Annotated in this window: 20 protein-coding genes; 10 read left to right on the plus strand and 10 right to left on the minus strand. The window is 69.1% G+C overall.

Annotation, left to right across the window (positions count from 1 at the left end; all coding sequences use genetic code 11):
* Nucleotides 1–234: 234 nt before the first annotated feature.
* Nucleotides 235–987 carry an SIMPL domain-containing protein gene (locus VGN45_RS13855; RefSeq protein WP_327463469.1) on the plus strand — a complete coding sequence of 251 codons (753 nt, stop codon included), beginning with the start codon at nucleotides 235–237 and terminating at the stop codon, nucleotides 985–987.
* A 47-nt stretch (nucleotides 988–1,034) separates the two neighbouring features.
* Here VGN45_RS13855 and glyS read toward each other — a convergent pair whose 3' ends face one another.
* From glyS to VGN45_RS13890, 7 genes are all read right to left on the minus strand, one after another.
* Nucleotides 1,035–3,290, minus strand: coding sequence for a glycine--tRNA ligase subunit beta (gene glyS, locus VGN45_RS13860; protein WP_327463471.1), 2,256 nt, complete (start codon nucleotides 3,288–3,290; stop codon nucleotides 1,035–1,037).
* Nucleotides 3,291–3,785: a YegJ family protein gene (locus tag VGN45_RS13865; RefSeq protein ID WP_327463474.1), complete on the minus strand. Its 495-nt coding sequence runs from the start codon at nucleotides 3,783–3,785 to the stop codon at nucleotides 3,291–3,293. It lies immediately after the preceding gene.
* Nucleotides 3,785–4,696 (minus strand): glycine--tRNA ligase subunit alpha, encoded by a 912-nt coding sequence (locus tag VGN45_RS13870; RefSeq protein ID WP_414643436.1) that lies wholly within the window; start codon nucleotides 4,694–4,696, stop codon nucleotides 3,785–3,787. The genes VGN45_RS13865 and VGN45_RS13870 overlap by 1 nt, the downstream gene beginning before the upstream one ends.
* Before the next feature lie 79 nt (nucleotides 4,697–4,775).
* Nucleotides 4,776–5,552: a fasciclin domain-containing protein gene (locus tag VGN45_RS13875; protein ID WP_327463478.1), complete on the minus strand. Its 777-nt coding sequence runs from the start codon at nucleotides 5,550–5,552 to the stop codon at nucleotides 4,776–4,778.
* A 201-nt stretch (nucleotides 5,553–5,753) separates the two neighbouring features.
* Nucleotides 5,754–6,644, minus strand: coding sequence for a 4-(cytidine 5'-diphospho)-2-C-methyl-D-erythritol kinase (locus VGN45_RS13880; RefSeq protein ID WP_327463480.1), 891 nt, complete (start codon nucleotides 6,642–6,644; stop codon nucleotides 5,754–5,756).
* Nucleotides 6,645–6,648: 4 nt separating this feature from the next.
* A complete protein-coding gene (locus tag VGN45_RS13885) occupies nucleotides 6,649–8,445 on the minus strand; it encodes a tetratricopeptide repeat protein (protein WP_327463483.1) in 1,797 nt (598 codons plus the stop codon).
* A 55-nt stretch (nucleotides 8,446–8,500) separates the two neighbouring features.
* On the minus strand, nucleotides 8,501–10,258 hold the full coding sequence (locus VGN45_RS13890; protein WP_327463485.1) for an electron transfer flavoprotein-ubiquinone oxidoreductase: 1,758 nt from the start codon (nucleotides 10,256–10,258) through the stop codon (nucleotides 8,501–8,503).
* An 89-nt stretch (nucleotides 10,259–10,347) separates the two neighbouring features.
* Here VGN45_RS13890 and VGN45_RS13895 point away from each other — a divergent pair, with 89 nt between their 5' ends.
* Both VGN45_RS13895 and VGN45_RS13900 read left to right on the plus strand, forming a co-directional pair.
* On the plus strand, nucleotides 10,348–11,145 hold the full coding sequence (locus VGN45_RS13895) for a uracil-DNA glycosylase (protein WP_327463716.1): 798 nt from the start codon (nucleotides 10,348–10,350) through the stop codon (nucleotides 11,143–11,145).
* Between the two features lie 124 nt (nucleotides 11,146–11,269).
* Nucleotides 11,270–12,898 carry a lytic transglycosylase domain-containing protein gene (locus VGN45_RS13900; protein WP_327463487.1) on the plus strand — a complete coding sequence of 543 codons (1,629 nt, stop codon included), beginning with the start codon at nucleotides 11,270–11,272 and terminating at the stop codon, nucleotides 12,896–12,898.
* A 216-nt stretch (nucleotides 12,899–13,114) separates the two neighbouring features.
* Here the strand turns inward: VGN45_RS13900 and VGN45_RS13905 are convergent, their stop codons facing one another.
* Nucleotides 13,115–13,780 (minus strand): glutathione S-transferase, encoded by a 666-nt coding sequence (locus VGN45_RS13905; protein ID WP_327463489.1) that lies wholly within the window; start codon nucleotides 13,778–13,780, stop codon nucleotides 13,115–13,117.
* Between the two features lie 136 nt (nucleotides 13,781–13,916).
* On the opposite strand from VGN45_RS13905, the gene purB reads away from it, so the two are divergent.
* The gene (gene purB, locus VGN45_RS13910) at nucleotides 13,917–15,218 is read left to right on the plus strand and encodes an adenylosuccinate lyase (RefSeq protein WP_327463491.1); all 1,302 of its coding nucleotides are present in this window, start codon (nucleotides 13,917–13,919) and stop codon (nucleotides 15,216–15,218) included.
* Nucleotides 15,219–15,335: 117 nt separating this feature from the next.
* Nucleotides 15,336–15,953 carry a fasciclin domain-containing protein gene (locus tag VGN45_RS13915; RefSeq protein ID WP_327463493.1) on the plus strand — a complete coding sequence of 206 codons (618 nt, stop codon included), beginning with the start codon at nucleotides 15,336–15,338 and terminating at the stop codon, nucleotides 15,951–15,953.
* A gap of 128 nt (nucleotides 15,954–16,081) precedes the next feature.
* Here VGN45_RS13915 and VGN45_RS13920 read toward each other — a convergent pair whose 3' ends face one another.
* Nucleotides 16,082–16,405 (minus strand): DUF1476 domain-containing protein, encoded by a 324-nt coding sequence (locus VGN45_RS13920; protein WP_327463495.1) that lies wholly within the window; start codon nucleotides 16,403–16,405, stop codon nucleotides 16,082–16,084.
* 249 nt (nucleotides 16,406–16,654) lie between these two features.
* On the opposite strand from VGN45_RS13920, the gene purC reads away from it, so the two are divergent.
* The 5 genes from purC to purQ are packed head-to-tail and all read left to right on the plus strand — an operon-like array spanning nucleotide 16,655 to nucleotide 19,018.
* Entirely contained in the window at nucleotides 16,655–17,413 is a 759-nt protein-coding gene (gene purC, locus VGN45_RS13925) for a phosphoribosylaminoimidazolesuccinocarboxamide synthase (protein ID WP_327463497.1), read from the plus strand.
* Nucleotides 17,413–17,643: a phosphoribosylformylglycinamidine synthase subunit PurS gene (gene purS / locus VGN45_RS13930; protein WP_327463499.1), complete on the plus strand. Its 231-nt coding sequence runs from the start codon at nucleotides 17,413–17,415 to the stop codon at nucleotides 17,641–17,643. Before purC ends, purS begins: the two co-directional genes overlap by 1 nt.
* 39 nt (nucleotides 17,644–17,682) lie before the next feature.
* Nucleotides 17,683–18,147, plus strand: a complete 465-nt coding sequence (locus tag VGN45_RS13935; RefSeq protein ID WP_327463501.1) for a YbhB/YbcL family Raf kinase inhibitor-like protein — start codon at nucleotides 17,683–17,685, stop codon at nucleotides 18,145–18,147.
* Nucleotides 18,148–18,150: 3 nt separating this feature from the next.
* Nucleotides 18,151–18,327 carry a hypothetical protein gene (locus VGN45_RS13940; protein ID WP_327463503.1) on the plus strand — a complete coding sequence of 59 codons (177 nt, stop codon included), beginning with the start codon at nucleotides 18,151–18,153 and terminating at the stop codon, nucleotides 18,325–18,327.
* 28 nt (nucleotides 18,328–18,355) lie between these two features.
* Nucleotides 18,356–19,018, plus strand: a complete 663-nt coding sequence (gene purQ / locus VGN45_RS13945; protein ID WP_327463505.1) for a phosphoribosylformylglycinamidine synthase subunit PurQ — start codon at nucleotides 18,356–18,358, stop codon at nucleotides 19,016–19,018.
* 56 nt (nucleotides 19,019–19,074) lie between these two features.
* Here the strand turns inward: purQ and VGN45_RS13950 are convergent, their stop codons facing one another.
* A complete protein-coding gene (locus VGN45_RS13950) occupies nucleotides 19,075–19,413 on the minus strand; it encodes a hypothetical protein (protein WP_327463507.1) in 339 nt (112 codons plus the stop codon).
* Between the last annotated feature and the right edge of the window lie 23 nt (nucleotides 19,414–19,436).

Raw genomic sequence — 19,436 nt, forward strand, 5'->3', positions numbered from 1 at the left:
GGGATATCATGGGATCAGATGGGTCACAATGGGATTGGTTGACGGATTTTTACCTCTTCGACCTCTGCGCGCCGGAACAATACTGGAACATATGAGTATCCACAGAGCTGTGGACTGATTTGGCGGCGGTCGCACACCGGATGAACGGAACCTGCACCGGCGCCCGACGCTCCCGTTCAGGCCGGAACGGCCAAGGTGCGGTCGGTCCAAACTCTCTCTCCGGAGCCTTTCCAAATGACTTCAAAAGCCCTGGCGCTCGGCGTCGCCCTCGCCGCCCTGACCTTCGCCCCGGCCGCCCTGGCCCAGTCCCAGCCCGGCGGCGGCGGCGCGCCGATCGTGGTGCAGGCCGTGGTCGATCGGCCGGCGCTGACGCTGGCCGCCCATGGCGAGGTCAAGGTGGCGCCCGACATGGCGACGGTGAACTTCGGCGTCGTCACCGAGGCCCCGACGGCGCAAGAGGCCATGGCCCAGAACGCCGCCCGCATGGCCGAGGTCACCGCCGCTCTGCGCCGCGCCGGCATCGACCCGCGTCTGGTCCAGACCTCGGGCCTGAACCTGTCGGCGCAATACGACTACGTCGAGAACAACCCGCCGCGCCTGCGCGGCTATCAGGCGTCGAACCGCGTCACCGTGCGCGTCGAGGATCTGGCACGCACCGGTCAGGTCGTGGACGCCGTGGTGGCCGCCGGCGTCAACCAGATCGACGGCATAGGCTTCGGCCTGAAGGATCCGTCGGCGGCCGAGAACGAGGCGCGGGTGCTGGCCGTGCGCGCGCTGCAGGAAAAGGCGGCGCTGTACGCCCAGGCCCTGGGCGTGCCCTTGGGCGGCATCCGCAATCTGACCGAGGGCGGCGGCTACGTCCCGCGCCCGCCGATGCCGATGTACGCCCGCACCGAAATGGCCGCCGACGGCATGGCCACCTCGGTCGCCCCGGGCGAGCTGACGGTCCGGATCGACGTGACCGGGGTGTATGATCTTCAGCGTTGATGTCTGCCGGCTTGCTTCCTGCCTTCCCCGCTTGCCGGGGAAGGAAATCAGCCGCTGATCCGGTCGAAATCCGCCACGCGGCCCATCACCGCGCGGATCTGGCCGAGCAGCTTCAGGCGGTTGTCGCGTTCGGCGGGGACGTCGGAGTTGACCAGCACGGCCTCGAAGAAGGCGTCGACGGGCGCGCGCAGGGCCGACAGGGCGCGCATGGCGGCGGCGAAATCCTCGGTCTCCAGCGCCTGATCCACCGCGGTCTGGGCGGCGGCGGCGGCGAAGGCCAGCGCGGTCTCCTCGGCCGGCTGGTTGGGCAGGCCGGTCTGGACCATGCCCGTGGGAACGTCGCCCTTCTTCGCCTCGGCCTTGAGGATGTTCGAGGCGCGGCGGTGCCCGGCCAGCAGGTTGGCCCCGTCGTCGGTCGCCAGGAAGGCGTCCAGCGCCTCGACCCGCCGCACGATGCGGACCAGATCGTCGTCGCCCAGCGCGAACACGGCGTCGACAAGGTCGTGGCGCTTGCCCTGATCGCGGAGGAGGACCTTCAGGCGGTCGGCGAAGAAGGCGAGGAGGTCACTGAAAAGGGTGATGGCTCGAGGCGTGTTCGTGCGGAGAAACGCGAGGGCCTTGGGTCGGTCGAAGGCCGTATCGGTCTCTCGCCAGATCGCCTCAGCGGCCCGCTGAAGGCCAGCGTCCGATAGCTCCGCCGCTAGCCTGTCGTGCTCATCGATCTGCATCCGCTGCTGCTGGAACATGATGCGTGCGGCAGGAGCGCCGAGTAGCAGGCGCATCGGAGCGCGAGAACCCGATTCTAGGAGAATCCTGATCACCCCTAGCGCGGCGCGGCGGAGGGCGAACGGGTCCTTCGATCCCGTCGGCTTTTCGTCGATGGCGAAGAAGCCGACCAGGGTGTCCAGCTTGTCGGCCAGGGCGACGGCGACCGTGAGCGGCGCGGTCGGAACGGCGTCAGAAGGACCCTGCGGACGGTATTGTTCGCGGACAGCCCAAGCGGTTCGCTCGCGTAGATCATTGGTCCAAGTCACCGAGCCTCTGAGCGACTCGGGCAGTTCAGCAAGCCCGCCCGCGTAGTAGCCGCCCATGATGCCTTGAAGTTCGGGGAACTCGCCGACCATGCCGCTGGCCAAGTCGGCCTTGGCAAGACGAGCCACGAGCGCCGCTTCGTCGGGATCGGCACCCACCAGCGGCGCGATCTCGCGGGCGAGGGCGGCGATGCGCTCGACGCGATCGGCCATCGTGCCCAGCTTCGCGTGGAAGGTGACGCCCTCCAGCTTCTTCAGCCAGGCGTCGAAGCCGGTCTTGCGGTCCTCGTCCCAGAAGAAGCGGGCGTCGTTCAGTCGTGCGGAAAGGACGCGGCTGTTGCCGGCGGCCAGCGTGCGGTTCTCATCGGTCGTCTGGACATTGGCCACCACGACGAAGTGGGGAGCCAGATTGCCCGACTTCGGATCGCGGACGGCGAAGTACTTCTGGTGTGTCTTCATCGACAGCCGGATCACCTCCGGCGGCAGGTCGAGGAATGCGGGGTCCATATCCCCGACCGTGGGCACAGGAAACTCGACTAGGCCCGCGACCTCGTCGGCCAGTCCCTCGTCCTCCACCAGTTCGAGGCCAAGCATGGCGCAGTTGGCACGGCCGACCTCCAGAATCTGGCGGCGACGCTCAGCCGCGTCGATCGTCACGAACCGGCGGGCGAGACCTTCCCGATAGCTGGCGAAGTCGGTCACGCTGAAAGGGGCAAGATCGGCGGGATCTCGCGCCATGAACCGGTGCCCCTCGGTGACTTCGCCGGACGCGACGCCGTCCACGTCGAACGGCACGACCTCGCCGTCGAACAGGCAGACGATCCGCTTCAGCGGCCGCACCCAGCGCAGCGTGCCGGTGCCCCAGCGCATCGACTTCGGCCAGGGGAAGCCGCGCACGATCTCGTCGACCATGGCGGGGATCAGGTCTGCGGTGGCCCGGCCCTTCTGGCTGATGACGGCGAACAGGACGCCGTCGCGTTCGACCAGCTGGTCGCGGGTCAGGCCGGTCTTGCGCAGGAAGCCTTCCAGCGCCGGTTCGGGCGCGGTCGCCTTGGGCCCCTTCAGTTCCTCTTCGCGGTCGGGCGTGGCGGCGGGCAGGCCATCGACGACCAGCGTCAGGCGGCGCGGCCCGGCGTAGGTGGTCAGGGCGTCGAAGGTCAGCCCGGCGGCCTTCAGCCGGTCGGTCGCCATCCGCTCCAGATCGCGCGCGGCGCCCGCCTGCATGCGGGCGGGGATCTCTTCGGAGAACAGTTCGAGAAGGAGTTGGGGCATTTATCGTGATGCAGGCTCAAGAGGCGTGTCGGACAAGTACTGACGCAGTTCGGCGGCGTCGGCCTTCGGAATGTCCGGCAACATCACCCGCAGAGTGTGGCCGCCCCAAAGCCTGCCCTTGAACTCATAGGTCCAGTCGGTGATCCGGTCGGCGTCGAATATGACGGGCGAGCCGGCCCGCAACGCCCGAATGTCGCGCGGCTCGTTAATCAGGACGCCTGCGAATCCCGTGCCCTGCGAACGCACTTCGGCCACCCATATATGCTCAACAGCTCCGCTGTCGGCGTCCAAGGCGACCTTGACGGCAGGATGCCGAACGCCTTCGTCCCCCACGCGGCGCCAGAACACCGGCAACGTCGCCTGCGCTTCCCTGATCGCGGCGTTCATGGCGGCGTCGTCGGCGCTGTAGTCGATGACGTTGTCGGACTGAGCGCGCGCGCCGCCGGCGGCGCCCACGCCCATCAGAACGGCGGCGACCAGAAGAATGAGGCGCATCACGCCCGCGCCCTTTCCTGTTCGACCCACTCCGTCGCGCAGGCTTTGCACAGGTCGCGGATGCGGCCGATGTAGCTCTGGCGTTCGGCGACGGCGATGGCGCCGCGAGCGTCCATCAGGTTGAACAGGTGCGAAGCCTTCAGCACCTGGTCATAGGCGGGCAGGACCAGGCGCTGGTCCTGCGGCCCGCGCATCTCCAGCAGGCGGCCGACCTCGGTCACCATGTCCTCGAACCGGCGTTTCAGCCCGTCGACGTCATAGCCGTGGAAATTGGCCTGGGACTGCTGGCGCTCGTTCTCCAGGAAGACGTCGCCGTAGCTGAGGCCCTCGTCATTGAAACGCAGGTCATAGACGTCGTCGACGCCCTGCACGTACATGGCCAGACGCTCCAGCCCATAGGTCAGTTCGCCGGAGACGACGTCCACCTCTATGCCGCCGACGCCCTGGAAATAGGTGAACTGCGTCACCTCCATGCCGTCGCACCAGACTTCCCAGCCCAGGCCCCAGGCGCCGACGGTGGGGTTCTCCCAGTCGTCCTCGACGAAGCGCACGTCGTGCAGTTTCGGGTCGATGCCGATCTCTTTCAGCGAGCCGAGATAGAGGTTCTGCAGGTTCTCCGGGTTCGGCTTCAGGATGACCTGGAATTGGTAGTAATGCTGGAGCCGATTGGGGTTTTCGCCATAGCGGCCGTCGCCGGGGCGGCGGCTGGGCTGGACGTAGGCGGCTTTCCACGGGCGGGGGCCCAGCGCGCGCAGGACGGTGGCGGGATGCAGGGTGCCGGCGCCGACCTCGACGTCATAGGGCTGCAGCAGGGCGCAGCCCTGCGCGCCCCAGTAGCGCTGGAGCGTCAGGATCAGGTCCTGGAACGAGAGGGGTCTGTCGGCGGCCACGGAACCTCTGGGAGCGGGCATGCGGAAACGGCGGACCCTGATAGGGCCCGCCGCTTCCCAACTCAACCGATGGCCCGAGGACGAAGGACCGAAGACGGACTTACGCCTGAGGGTCGGTCTGCTCCTCGTCTTCACCCGCCGGGGGCGCGGCCTCGACCGGCTGGTCCTCATCGATCGGTTCGGCGGTCGTGGGGGCCTGCTCCTGGCCCTCGGCCGTGGTCTGGGCCGGCGGGGCGGCGTCTTCAGCCGCCGGAGCCGGCTGGGCCGGTTCGGCCGGCGTGACGGACTGCTCGTCGCCCATGGCGGCCTGGCTGGCCGACGGCGTCAGCACCTTGTCGATGGCGAAAACCGCGCCGTTCGAGGCGTCGATGTCGGCCGTCACCACCGTGGCGCCGTCGATCTTGATGGCGTCGCCGGTGCCGTCCAGCTGGACCTGAGCGCCGCCCGCGGTGGGCACGCCGCCGCGGGCGCCGGTGATCTGGCTGGACTGAACGTCGGCCGCGATCACGTGGTAGAGCAGCAGCGCCCGCAGTTCCTCGACGTTGGCCGGGTCCATCAGCCGGGTGCGGTCAGCCTCGGGCAGGGCGGCGAAGGCCTCGTCCGTCGGAGCGAAGATCGACACCGCCGGTTGCGCCTCCAGAACCGTCGTCAGTTGGGCCGCGTCCAGCGCGGACAGCAGGGTCGTGAAGCGGCCGTCGGCGCGCAGCACGGCGACGACGGAGTTCTCCTGCGCCTGAGGGGCCTCGACGGTGGCGGTGGTCGCCTCGGCGGGCGCGGGCGGGGTGGTTTCCGGCGTCGGAGCCTCTTGCGCGAAGGCGGCGGGCGCGGCGAACAAGGCCACCATGGCGGCGGCGGTCATGAGGCGGGTCTTCAGCATCTCGATCTCCTTTTCGAAGTTGAAAAGCCACGCCTTTCGGGGAGGAAGGCGAGGTCAGCCCCCTGTCAGGGACCGTGCTGAAGCAATGCGGTGACTTTCCGTTTAGTTCCGGGCCATCTTCAGGCGGCACGGCATGACCTTTATCTGGCCTTGATCGCGACCATTGAGCGGCGCTGGCGACCAACGACTGACGTTATTTGGTCAATGTCCAGAAGAGTCGTCAGCTTGACTGTCAAGAGATGTTGAGACCGACCACCATTCGGGATGTTGGCGTCTCAAGTTGGCGGCGACGACGTCGGCCGACGACCTGTCCTCATAAAGAGCGAACAGAGTGGCGCCCGAGCCGCTCATGCGAACCAGCCTAGCCTCGCCGACGGCCTCCAAATGCTTGCGGACGTCGGCAATCTCCGGCGTCAGACGCGCCGCCGGCGTTTCCAGGTCGTTTCTCTGATCGGCCAGCCAGCCGACCACGCCCGCGACCGACCAATCGTCGGGTGGAGGCGGCAGGTCGGCCCCCCGTGCGCCGTCGGCGTCGTAAGCGCGGAAGACCGCTCCGGTCGGCGTCGGGACGCCGGGGTTCACCATGACGGCGGGCAGAGGCGGCAGGCGGGGTTCGGGCGTCAGGACGTCCCCCAGCCCCGTGGTCCAGGCCACGCGGGGGAACAGGCACATCGGGCCGTCGGCGCCGATCTCCCGCGCCACCGCCAGCAGGTCCGCGTCGGGCAGATCAGGCGCCAGGACGGCACGCGCCAGCCGCAGCGCTGCCCCCGCGTCGGAGCTGCCCCCACCGACCCCGGAAGCGGGCGGAAGGCGCTTGTCCAGCATCAGGGACAGGCCAGAGACGTCGGCCTTCACCCGCCGTCCGAAGGCGTCGAGCGCGCGGAGCACCAGGTTTTCCGACCCCGAGGGGACGCCAGATGCGAACGGCCCGGTCACGGTCAGGCCGGGCGCCCCCTCGGCGTCCAGCGTCAGCCGGTCGCCGACATCGGCGAAGGCCGACAGGCCGACCAGCGGGTGCATGCCGTCCGCTCGGGGGCCGCCGACGTGCAGGAACAGGTTGATCTTGGCCGGCGCGAAGGCGGTCAGGCGCACGCCGTCAGGTCCCGCCGGTCGCGGGCTCGGTCAGGCCGACCTCCAGCTTGCGCCGCAGCGACGCCTCCAGAGCCGCCCCAGGCATCAGCGTCAGCGCGCGGGACCACTGGAACCGCGCCTCTCGCCGACGTCCGACCTGCCAGTAGGCGTCGCCGAGGTGGTCGTTGACCACTGCGTCGGCGGGCTGGGCGTCGACGACGGCCTCCAGCGTCGTCACGGCCTGGTCGAATAGGCCTTGGCGATACTGTGACCAACCCAGAGCGCCTTGTACCTCGGCGTCGTCGGGACTGGCCTCCGCGGCGCGCGCGATCAGGGCGGCGCCTTCCTGCACCCGACCGGCGTCCAGCCACAGGGCGCCCAGCAGGCTGAGCGCCTCGGGATCGTCGGGTTTGACCGCCAGGACTCCCTCAAGAGCCGTCTCGGCCTCCGTTTCCCGGCCCAGGGCGCGCAGCGCCACGGCTCGGACCCGCAGGGCTTCCGGGGGAACGAGGGTTCCTCTGAAAGCGGCGTCCGAGACGGCGGCCAACGCCTCTTCATGTCGCCCGAGTTCGCTCAGTCGTTCTGCCAGCGCGACCGAAGCGACGGGTGAGCCCTGCGACGCGGACGCGGCGCGGCGCAAAGGCGCCAAGGCCGCATCGACCTCTCCCTCGCGTTCAAGACTTTGGCCGATCGCCAGTTGGGCCGCCGCATAGGTTCCTGCGTCGGCAGGCGTCACGCCGGCGAGGACGTCTCGGCCGGGGCCTTCCAGCCCTGCCGCGATGAGCGCGTCGCCAAGGTTCAGAAGCGTCAGATCGGAAGGAGCAAGATCCTGGGCCAGTCTCAGATAGACTGCGGCGGACTCATGCTGCCCTTCCGACGACGCCTGAAGCGCCGCCGCGCTGAGGGCGTCGGCCGCGCCTTGCCGGAGCTCGACCTGAGCAGGTGCGCGGCTCCGCTCGGCGGCTCGAGCCCGCGCGGGAGCCAGGCGGTCGTCGGTCACCCCTTGCGCGACGGCCTGATCGTAGTGGGTCACCGCCTCCTGTCGCCGTCCCCGGCGCTCCAGGAAGAGGCCATAGTCGAGCGAGAACAGCCGACGTCCCAAGGAAGAGCGCAGGACGACCAGCCACTCGGCCTCAGCCTCTTCATGCCGGCGGCGACGCTCCAAAAGGCGCGCGCGATCGGCCCTTTGGAACAGGGCGGTGGTGTCCGGACCCAGGCCGGTGACCGGGGCCAGAGCGCGGTCCCAGTCGCCGGAAAGCGCGGCCAGCCAGGGCGTCAGCAGTCGCCCCGCACGCTGATGCGGTCGTCCTATCGGGCGGGCGTCCAGGATCGCCAGGGCGGCACGCGGATCGCCGCGGTCCGCGATGCCGACGACCGATACGAGCCGGCCCGCCTCGGTCACCAGGGCGGGGACGTCCTCTCCTTCAGGCGTCACGCGGGCGGCGAAGGCCAAATCGCCGCCGAGCAGGTTCGTGGCGAAGGCCTGATCGCGGACGGCGGGCTGCTCCGGCGTCAGCATCAGGGCACGCCGCAGGTAGACGGCGCCCTCGCCGGCGTCGCCGCGGGCCGCGGCGAGGCGTCCGGCCAGAAACAGGCCGTAGGCGGACCGTCCCTGATCGTCGACCGGAGCCGGCTCCCAAATCTCGGGAATGGCCGGCGGCGCTTCCTCGTCGATCAAAGCCGGACGCGGACGCGGCTGATCCTGCACTTCAGGCGGCGACAGATCCGGAGCGCCTACGCCGGGCGCGGGATCCTGAGCCGCTGCCGGCCCCGTGAAGGCTAGAGCGGAGACGAAGGCGAGAAGCAGGGCGCGCGTGGTCATGGCCGCACCGAACCGCCTTTCCGCGGCGACCGCAAGGTCGGGCTCCGCGCCCGCGTCACATGTTCGGATAATTCGGCCCGCCGCCGCCCTCGGGCGTGGTCCAGACGATGTTCTGCGACGGGTCCTTGATGTCGCAGGTTTTGCAGTGGACGCAGTTCTGGGCGTTGATCTGGAAGCGCGGATTGGACGTGCCGTCCTCGTCGTACAGCACCTCGTACACGCCGGCCGGGCAATAGAGGCGAGCCGGCTCGCCGTACTTCGGCAGGTTGACCCGGATCGGAATCGAGGGGTCCAGCAGCTTCAGGTGCGCCGGCTGCTCCTCGGCGTGGTTGGTGTTGGAGATGAAGACGGAACTCAGCTTGTCGAACGACAGCTTCCCGTCCGGCTTGGGATAGGCGATCGGCTTGTGGTCCTTCGCCAGGCCGGTGGCCGCCGCATCGGTCTTTTCGTGGCCCATGGTGCCGAACGGCGACCAGCCGCCGAACAGGCGCGTCAGGTGCATGTCGATTCCGCCCAGCAACGTCCCCATCGTGGTGCCCCACCTCGCCAGCAACGGCTTCACGTTGCGGACCAGCTTCAGCTCCTTCGCCACGTCCGACGCGTCATAGGCCTCCTGATAGGCGTTCAGCACGTCGCCGGACCGCCCGGCCACCACGGCGTCGAAGGCGGCGTCGGCGGCCATGACGCCGGTCTTGATGGCGTTGTGACTGCCCTTGATGCGCGGCACGTTCACGAAGCCGGCCGAGCAGCCGATCAGGGCGCCGCCCGGAAAGGCCAGCCTCGGCACCGACTGGAATCCGCCTTCGGTGATGGCCCGCGCGCCGTAAGAGATGCGCGTGCCGCCTTCCAGATGTTCGGCGATGGCGGGGTGGTGCTTGAAGCGCTGGAACTCGTCGAACGGCGACAGCCACGGGTTCTTGTAGTTCAGGTGCACCACGAAGCCGACGGACACGTAGCGGTCGCCGAAGTGGTACATCCACGATCCGCCGCCGGTCTTGTCGTCCAGCGGCCAACCCAGGGTGTGCTGGACGTAGCCCGGGCGGTGCTTCTCGGCCGGCACCTGCCACAGCTCCTTGACGCCGATGCCGAACTTCTGCGGCTCCGCGTCGGCGCACAGACCGTGTCGGGCCATGATGGTCTTGGCCAGCGACCCGCGCACGCCCTCGGCGATGAACACGTATTTGCCGTGCAGCTCGATGCCGGGCTGGAAGTCGTCGGTCGGCTTGCCCTCGCGGTCCACGCCGAAGATGCCGGCGACGACGCCCTTCACCGTGCCCGAAGGCTCGTCCCAGACCACGTGGCTGGCGGCCATGCCGGGATAGACCTCGACGCCCAGGCCCTCAGCCTGCTCGGCCATCCAACGCGTCAGATTGCCCAGAGAGCCGGCGTAACAGCCGTGGTTTTTCATATAAGGCGGCTGGGGCAGCCAGCTTATGTCCACCTGTCCTGACGGGCCCAGCACCAGGAAGCGGTCCTCGGTGACCGGCGTTTCCATCGGGGCGCCCCGCGCCTTCCAATCCGGGAAGATGGCCTCCAGCCCCGACGGGTCGATGACCGCGCCCGACAGAATGTGGGCCCCGACCTCGGATCCCTTCTCCAGCACGGCCACCGAGACGTCGCGTCCCTCGGACGCCGCTCGTTGCTTCAGACGGATGGCCGCTGCCAGGCCCGCGGGGCCGGCGCCGACGATCACCACGTCGTACTCCATGACCTCGCGCTCGACGCCGTTCAGCGCCTCCAGCGGCGGCAGGCGGTCGATCACCGCGTCCTGCCAGGCCGTCTTCGCCCCGCCTTCGCGCACGTCTTCGGTCATTCGTGAGGTTTCCCGGTCGTCGTCGTGGTCTTTCGCCCCTTATCGGGAGGTGACGCAAGGACGGTCAAGGATTAGTCCTGAGGCCGATGATCGCCCCCGCCGCCGACTCGCGCGCCGCCGAAGCGTTGATGGCCTTCTGGGCCGACGCCGGAGTCGAGGCCTGTTTCGAGGACGCGCCGGTGGATCGGCTGCGGCCGATCGCGCCGCCGACGCAGCCGCAGGCCCGGCCGGCCGGCGCGCCGCCCGTTCGGATCGTGGCGTCCGGAGGCGGCGTCGCGGAAGCGGTGGCCGAGGCGCGCCGCGCGGCGGCTGCGGCGCTGGACCTGGATCAGCTGCAGGCCGCGATCGCCGCGTTTCAGGGATGCCCGCTGTCGACGCTGGGCGCGCGCCAGGCCGTGTTCGGGCGCGGCGACCCGGCCGGCGGCCTGCTGGTCGTCGGCGAGGGGCCGGGCGCGGAGGAGGATGCGCGCGGCGAACCCTTCGTCGGCAAGGCGGGGCAGTTGCTGGACCGCATGCTGGCGGCGGCGGGGCTCACGGACACGGCCTTCATCACCAACACCGTCTATTGGCGACCGCCCGGCAACCGGACCCCGACGCCCGAGGAGCAGGCGGTCTGCGCGCCGTTTCTGGAGCGGACGTTCGAACTCATCCGGCCGAAGGCCGTGCTGACCCTGGGAGCCGCCGCGGCGCGGCAGGTGCTGAAGATCGACGAGGGGATCACCAGGGCGCGCGGCACATGGGGCGAGTGGCGACTGGCGGAAGGCGACGTGTCCGCGCCGGTCATGCCGACCCTGCATCCCGCCTTTCTGCTGCGGCAACCGCAGGCCAAGCGCGAGGTCTGGACCGACCTGCTGGAGCTCGCGGCGCGGCTCGAAGCCGGGGCGTGACTCAAAACCGCCCCATTGGAACGGAATCTCGGGTCCGTGCTGCGGGTGGCGCCGCGCTTGCCGCAAAGCCGAAGATCACGCGCGGGAGGGTCCGTTTCGGGACGCCGCGCCGGGGAGGGCCGACATGATCCGACGCCTCGTCGCCGGCCTGATCGCCGCGATCCTGACGGCGACCGCCCTGCCCGCCGCCGCGCAGATCCGCGCGCTGAGCCCGTCGGACCGACTGAACTACACCACGGCCTTCGACCACCTGCGACGCGGCGATCTGGACCGGGCGCGGGACACGGCACGCGAGGCGGGCGACCGCATCCTGCTGGGCACGATCGAGTTCGAGCGCCTGTTCCACGCCGACCACGCGGCCACCTTCGAGGAACTGAGCGCTTGGCTGGAGGCGTACGCCGACCTGCCGGAGGCGCCGCGCGCCTATGCCTTGGCCATGCGGCGCAGGCCGGACGGAGCGCCGGAGCCGCGACGTCCGCGCGGCGTGGACTCCGAGGTCGGCTCCGACGCGGGAAAGGCGGCGCGCATCGCCTTCAACGCCGAGAACCTGACCGGCGCCTATGACACCGGGGTCGCGATCGGCGACTGGTGGACCGCCGGACTGTCCGCCTGGCGGCTGGGGCGGTTCGAGGAATCCTATCTGGCCTTCGAGCGGGTGGCGGAAAACCCGGTCGAGGACGCCTGGGTGCGCTCAGGAGCCGCGTTCTGGGCGTCGCGCGCGGCGGAACGCGCGGGCCGGCCGCATATGGTGCAGCCGTTCCTGAGACTGGCGGCGCGTTGGCCCGCGACTTTCTATGGCCAGATCGCCCTGCGCCGACTGGGGGTCGAGCCGGTCATCGAGAACCTGGGCACGGGACCCCAGCCTTATTCCGGACAGGTCGTGGCCGCGCCGGAGTTCGAAGGCTTGCCCGAGGGCCTGTCGATCAACGACCTGCAGGCGTTCGTGGAGCGCGACCCGCAGGCGCGGCGGACTGTCGCCCTGCTGGAGGTCGGCCGCACGGCGGACGCGCGGGTAGAATACACCCGCGGCTGGCGCGACGCGCGCGATCCGGCCGCCGCTCTGATGTGGCGCGGTCTGGGCCGCGCCCTGGCCACCGAGCTGACGCCGCGCAACAGCGAGGCCGAACGCATCGACGCCCGCCGCTATCCCATCCCGGACATTCAGCCTCAGGGCGGCTTCACCATCGAGCGCTCGCTGGTCTACGCCATCGCGCGCAAGGAGACCGGCTTCAACCCGCGCGCGGTGTCCAGCGCCGGCGCCTACGGCATGATGCAGGTGATGCCGACGACGGCGGCCGAGATGACGGGCGACCGGGGCTTCGTGACCGATCCGCAGAGGCTGTTCGAGGCGCCGGTCAACATGCGCCTGGGCCAGGGCTACATCCTGCGCATGCTGGCGCTGGCGGCGTTCGAGGGCGACCTGCTGCGCGTGGTGCCCAGCTACAACGCCGGGCCGGGGCCGATGCTGGGCGCGGTGCGCAAGCTGGGGCCGGACGCCGATCCCCTGCTGCTGATCGAGACGATCGACGTGCCCCAGGCCCGCGACTACGTCGAGAAGGTCGTCGCCGCCTACTGGGTCTACCAGCGGATTCAGGGGCGACCGTTGAACACGCTGGACGCCTTGGCCTCCGGCGCGGATGGCGTGCCGCTGTCTTTGGACTTCGTGCCCGAGCCGCCTGCCCCGGCGACGCCTCCGGGCGAGACGCCAGCGGCGGAACAGCCTGCGCCGACCCAGCCGACGCTGAGGTTCTAGAGCCAGGTCAGATCAGGCTGGCCAACAGCGTGGCCGACAGGCAGCAGGCCACCAGAAGGGCCACGACCACGCTCATGCCGGCCGAGGCGGCGGGAGAGGCGCTGCGAGTGTCGTGCGGCGGACGCATGGCGAAAATCCGGTGACGGGCGGCGAGGATCGCCCCCTCAATGCGGCATGTTGGGGGCCGCTCCCTTAAAACGGCGTTCGGCGAAGCGGTTAACGCGCCGCCGTGGCCTGGCGGACCCACTCGTGGAAGTCGGGCTGGTCCAGCAAGGCGTCGCAATAGGCTTGGGCCGTCCCGTCGTCGCCATGCGCCGCCAGGTCCATCTGATAGTGACGGAAGCGCGTGGCCACCGGGGTGAAGAAGGCGTCGGGGATCGACCACTCGCCGAACAGGTAAGGCTTCCCGGCGCCGAACCGGGCGCGCATCTCGCGGAAGATCTGGACCAGGCGGCGCACGTCGGCGGCCACCGCCTCGTCGGTCGGCTGCGGAGCGCGGTCGGGGCCGACCATAGTGTGGATCACCCCCTCGGCGTCGGGGCCCATGGAGCAGTCCGTGCGCAACGCCGCGAAGCCGGAATGCATCTCGCAGGTCACCGACCGCGCCAGCCACCGGGCGTGGGCGTCGGCGGGCCACAGTTTGGCGTCAGGATATCGCTCGGCGGCCCAGACGGAGATCGACAGGGAGTCCCAGATCGTCTCCCCGTCCACCTTGAGCAGCGGCACCTTGCCCGAAGGCGACACCTCGGCCAGCCGCTCCTTCCAGTCGCCGCCGTAGAGCGGGATTTCGGTGATGGTGAAGTCCGCGCCGCAGCGCTTCAGCACCAGCCACGGCCGGAGCGACCAGGTCGAGAACTCCAGATTGCCGAGAATGAGTTCCATGGGTGCGCCTCCTGCCGATGTGCGTCCGGCATAGCTTCGCCGTCGCGACCGCGCCATCCGTCGAAGCCCGAGATCGCGCCTCCGATCCACAAGCGGCGCTTGACTCAAGGGGCCCACGCTCCGACACGCACGGCCCATGATCAGCCGATACTCCCGCCCCGAAGCCGTCGCCATCTGGTCGCAGGAGACCAAGTACTCGATCTGGTTCGAGATCGAGGCGCACGCCGCGACGAAGATGGCCGAACTCGGCGTGATCCCCACGGAGGCGGCCGCGGCGATCTGGGCCAAGGGCAAGGACGTCGTCTGGGACGCCGACCGCATCGACGAGATCGAGCGCACGACGAAGCACGACGTCATCGCCTTTCTGACGCATGTGTCGGAGACGGTCGGCGAGGAGGCGCGCTTTCTGCACCAGGGCATGACGTCGTCGGACGTGCTGGACACCTGTTTCGCCGTCCAGCTGGCGCGCTCCACCGACCTGCTGCAGGGCGGCGTCGACCGCGTGCTGGCGGCGCTGGAGACGCGGGCCAAGGAGCACAAATACACCGTCACGGTCGGCCGCAGCCACGGCATCCATGCCGAGCCGGTGACCTTCGGCCTCAAACTGGCCGGCTATCACGCCGAGTTCCAGCGCGCCCGCCGCCGCCTGGTCACGGCGCGCGAAGAGATCGCCACCTGCGCCATCTCCGGCGCCGTCGGCACCTTCGCCAATGTCGATCCGGCCGTGGAAGTCTATGTGGCCGAGAAGATGGGCCTGGCCGTCGAGCCCGTCTCGACCCAGGTCATTCCGCGTGACCGCCATGCCGCCTATTTCGCCGCCCTGGGCGTCGTCGCCTCCTCCATCGAGCGGCTGGCCACCGAGATCCGTCACCTGCAACGCACCGAGGTGCTGGAGGCCGAGGAGTTCTTCGACAAGGGCCAGAAGGGCTCCTCGGCCATGCCGCACAAGCGCAACCCGATCCTGACGGAGAATCTGACCGGTCTGGCGCGTCTGGTGCGCTCTGCCGTGGTGCCGGCGATGGAGAACGTCGCCCTGTGGCACGAGCGGGACATCAGCCATTCCTCGGTCGAGCGCGGCATCGGGCCAGACGCCAGCATCCATCTGGATTTCGCCCTGCACCGTCTGGCCGGCGTGATCGAGCGGCTGAACATCTATCCGGAGAACATGAGGAAGAACCTCGACCGCCTGGGCGGGTTGGTCTTCTCCCAGCGGGTCATGCTGGCGCTGACGCAGGCGGGCGTTTCGCGTGAAGACGCCTATGCCGCCGTGCAGGAGAACGCCATGAAGGTGTGGCGCGGCGAGGGCGTCTTCCTCGACTTCCTGAAAGCCGATTCGCGGGTGATGCTGCCGGCGGCGGAGCTGGAGGCCCTGTTCGACCTCGGCTACCACACCAAGCACGTGGACACGGTGTTCAGTCGCGTGTTCGGCGCGACCTGAGCCGACCATGCGGTCACATGCCGCGCCGGATTGCGTGATCCCCGGCGCATCCTTTTCGGTCGCCGTCAGTATCTCCTTCGAGCCGCGAACGAACGCGGCCTTGCCCAGGAGATGACGATGACCTTCCGTTTCGCCGGCTTCGCCGCCGTGTCCGCCGCCGCCCTGCTGGTGGCCGCCTGCTCCCCCTCGACCGAAGAAGCCCCCGCCACCGACGCCGCTCCGGCCGAAGGCGCCATGGCCCCCGCCGCCGGCGATCCCATGGTCGGCGGAGCCGCCATGAGCCCGAACGAGACCATCGTGGCCAACGCCGCCAAGGCTTCAAACCTGACCACTCTGGTCGCCGCCGTACAGGCCGCCGGCTTGGCCGAGACCCTGTCGGGCACGGGGCCCTTCACCGTGTTCGCGCCCGACAACGCCGCGTTCGAGAAGGTGCCGGCCGCCACGCGCGAGGCCCTGATGGCCCCTGCCGGCAAGGCCGACCTGACCAAAATCCTGACCTACCACGTCGTTCCGGGTCGCCTCGACGCGGCGGCGCTGATGCAGCAGATTCAGGCCGGCGGCGGATCGGCCACTCTGACCACCGTCGAGGGCGGCACGCTGACGGCTCGGGCCGCGGCCGGCGGCGGGATCACGCTGACGGACGAGAATGGCGGGACCTCCACCGTCACCCAGGCCGACGTCTATCAGTCGAACGGCGTGGTCCACGTGGTCGACACGGTGGTGATGCCGAACTGACGGCGTTCGTCCGGGGCCGCTCCTGAGGAGGAGGCGGTCCCGGACCGGGCGCGCCCCTCCCTCGCGCCAAAAGAAAAGGCCGCGGTCACGCCGACCGCGGCCTTTTCGATTTCTGACGTGACCAACCGTCAGGCGCCGGCGCGGATCTCATCGCGGGCGATGGAAGCCAGTTCGTCCATTTTGGAGCGTATCTCGCCCTCGGACGCCGTGATGCCCGCGCCCTTGAAGTCGCCGGCGATCTTGCGGAACACGTCCTCGTCGCCCGGCTGTTCGAAGTCGGCGCGGACCACCGCCTTGGCGTAGTCCTCGGCGCTTTCCGGCGACAGGCCCATCTTCTCGGCCGCCCACAGGCCCAGCAGCTTGTTGCGCCGGGCCATGGCCTTGAATTCCTGCTCCTGATCGAGGGCGAACTTGGTCTCGAAGCCCTTTTCCCGATCGTCGAAGGTGGTCATCCGCGTCCGCAAGCTCCTCAGGCGCGGACGACGCCGCGCGATGGGGCGTCTATAGCCCGTCCCGGGACCAACGCAACCGAAGTCGGCGCGGCTCCGGAAAAGCGCGGAATTGTGTCGCAGGGCCGCTTCGTTTAAGGGAGGCGGCGACTTATTCTCCCCCAGCCCGAATCTGCTCCGCGCCGCCCTCGCCCCACCTTCGGCGGCGCGCGATCCGCATTTTCCGGGCCGACCAGTCCGATCGGGACCGCCATGAACGTGAAACGCAAGAAGCTGTACGAAGGCAAGGCCAAGATCCTCTACGAGGGTCCGGAGCCGGGCACGATCATCCAGTACTTCAAGGACGACGCCACCGCCTTCAACGCCCAGAAGAAGGCGACGCTGGAGGGCAAGGGCGTCATCAACAACCAGATCAGCGAGTTCATCATGAGCAAGCTGAACGGGATCGGCGTCACCAACCACTTCATCAAGCGCCTGAACCTGCGCGAGCAGCTGATCCGCGAGTGCGAGATCATCCCGCTGGAGGTCGTGTGCCGCAACGTGGTGGCCGGCTCCATGAGCCAGCGGCTGGGGATCGAGGAGGGCACGCCCCTGCCCCGCTCGATCATCGAATTCTATTACAAGAAGGACGAGCTCAACGACCCGATGGTCACCGAGGAGCACATCACCGCCTTCAACTGGGCCAACACCCAGGAGTTGGACGACATCCTGGCCATGACGGTGCGGGTCAACGACTATCTGTCGGGCCTGTTCGCCGGGGTCGGGATCACCCTGGTGGACTTCAAGATCGAGTTCGGACGGGTGTGGGAGAACGACTTCAGCCGCATCATCCTGGCCGACGAGATCAGCCCGGACAGCTGCAGGCTGTGGGACACGGCGACCGGCAACAAGCTGGACAAGGACCGCTTCCGCCGCGACCTGGGCGACGTGATCGAAAGCTACACCGAGGTGGCGCGGCGCCTGGGCATCATGAAGGGCATGCCGACGGTGATTCAGGGAGGGCTGCACTGATGGCCAAGGTTCGGGTTCACGTCTTCCTGAAGCCCGGCGTGCTGGACGTGCAAGGGAAAGCCGTCGAGGGCGCCTTGAACGGTCTGGGCTGGACCGGCGTCTCGAACGCCCGCGTCGGCAAGCTGATCGAGTTCGACATGGCCGAACCGGACGAGGCCGAGGTCAAGCGCATGTGCGAGACCCTGCTGGCGAACACGGTGATCGAGAGCTACCGGATCGAGGTGGGCTGAGGCACGTTGATCCCGGACACTCGAAGCCGGGAGCGCGCCATGACCTTCACCCTCACCTCGAACGACCTGACCGACGGCGGCACGCTGCCCGACGCGCAGGTGCAGGCGAAGGGGAACACCAGCCCGCATCTGGCCTGGTCCGGCGCGCCCGGGGGGACGAAGTCGTTCGCGATCACCTGTTTCGATCCCGACGCGCCGACGGGCAGCGGCTTCTGGCACTGGACGGTGGCGAACATCCCGGCGAACGTGAGCGAGATTCCCACCGGCGGCCCCGTGCCGCACGGTGCGGTCGAGGGGCGCACCGACTATGGCGAGCCCGGCTTCGGCGGCGCCGCTCCGCCGCCGGGTCACGGCCCGCACCGCTATGTGTTCACCGTGTTCGCAGTCGACGTGGACGCGCTGCCGGTCACACCGGAGGACTCCGGCGCCAAGTTCGGCTTCAACCTGCACTTCCACACCCTGGCCAAGGCGTCGATCACGGCGACCTATGAGAATAAGGGCTGAGGGATGGCCGTCAGCGACCAAGACCTGCTCATCGAAGTTCATCGGCTGGCCGAGCGCGTCGAGGACCTCCGCTTGCACGTGGAGACGGTATTGGCCGAGGCACATCTGACGAGCCTTGAAGCGGAACGTGGGCGCCGGCGCATCGAGGCGATCAAGATTCGATCGGAAACGCTGACTTAATTTCCGAACCCTGCTAAACGCCCGCGCCATGAGCGCCGCCGTCATCGTCTTCCCCGGGTCCAACTGCGATCGCGACTGCAAGGTGGCCGTCGAAAGGTCCACCGGCGAGAAGGTGGAAATGGTCTGGCACGGCGAGACCGAGCTGCCCCAAGGCCTCGACCTGATCGTCCTGCCGGGCGGCTTTTCCTACGGCGACTATCTGCGCTGCGGGGCCATGGCGGCGCAGTCGCCCATCATGCGGGCGGTGAAGCAGGCGGCCGACGACGGGGTCGCCGTGGTCGGCATCTGCAACGGCTTCCAGATCCTGTGCGAGGCCGGGATGCTGCCGGGCGCCCTGCTGCGGAACGCGGGACTGAAGTACGTCTGCAAGCCCATCACGCTTCAGGTCGCCAACGGCCAGACGCGTTTCACCTCGGGCTATCTGGGCCAGCGCGAGGTGATCATGACCCAGGGCAACGGCGACGGAAACTACTTCGCCGACGCCGAGACGCTGGCCCGGCTGGAGGGCGAGGGCCAGGTGGTGTTCCGCTACGTCGACAACCCCAACGGCTCGGTCGCCGACATCGCCGGCATCCAGAACGCGCGCGGCAACGTGCTGGGCATGATGCCCCACCCCGACCGCGCCTTCGAAGCCGAGCTGGGCTCCGCCGACGGGGCGGTGCTGTTCCAGAGCGTGCTGAACGCGGCCTGACGCGAAAACGGGCGACCCGAGGGCCGCCCGTTCGTGAAGTCCGATGGAACCGGGCGTCAGACGCCGGCGCCGTCTTCCTCGTCTTCGTCGCCCTGCACGGCCACGTCGCCGTCCAGAGGTTCGACGTCGTCTTCTTCGTCCTCGTCGTCGACGTCGGTCACCTCGTCCTCGTCGGCGGCCATGTCGACGCCCGGATCGGCCTGGGCGTTCAGCTCGCGGGCGCCCAGGCCGAGGCCCTGCTCGCGGCCGCGGTTGGCCTCGACCGTCTGGTCGAGACCGGCGGTCTCGTCGTCGTCGTACTGGCTGTTCAGCGTGCCGGCGTCGGTCTGGGCGGCCAGCATGCCGTCGCGTTCTGGCTGAGGCTGGGATTGCGGGGTCAGGGTTTCCTGGGCCATCTCTCGTCTCTCTCCTGAAAGCG

It is taken from the genome of Brevundimonas sp., assembly GCF_035999125.1.
Classification (GTDB): domain Bacteria; phylum Pseudomonadota; class Alphaproteobacteria; order Caulobacterales; family Caulobacteraceae; genus Brevundimonas.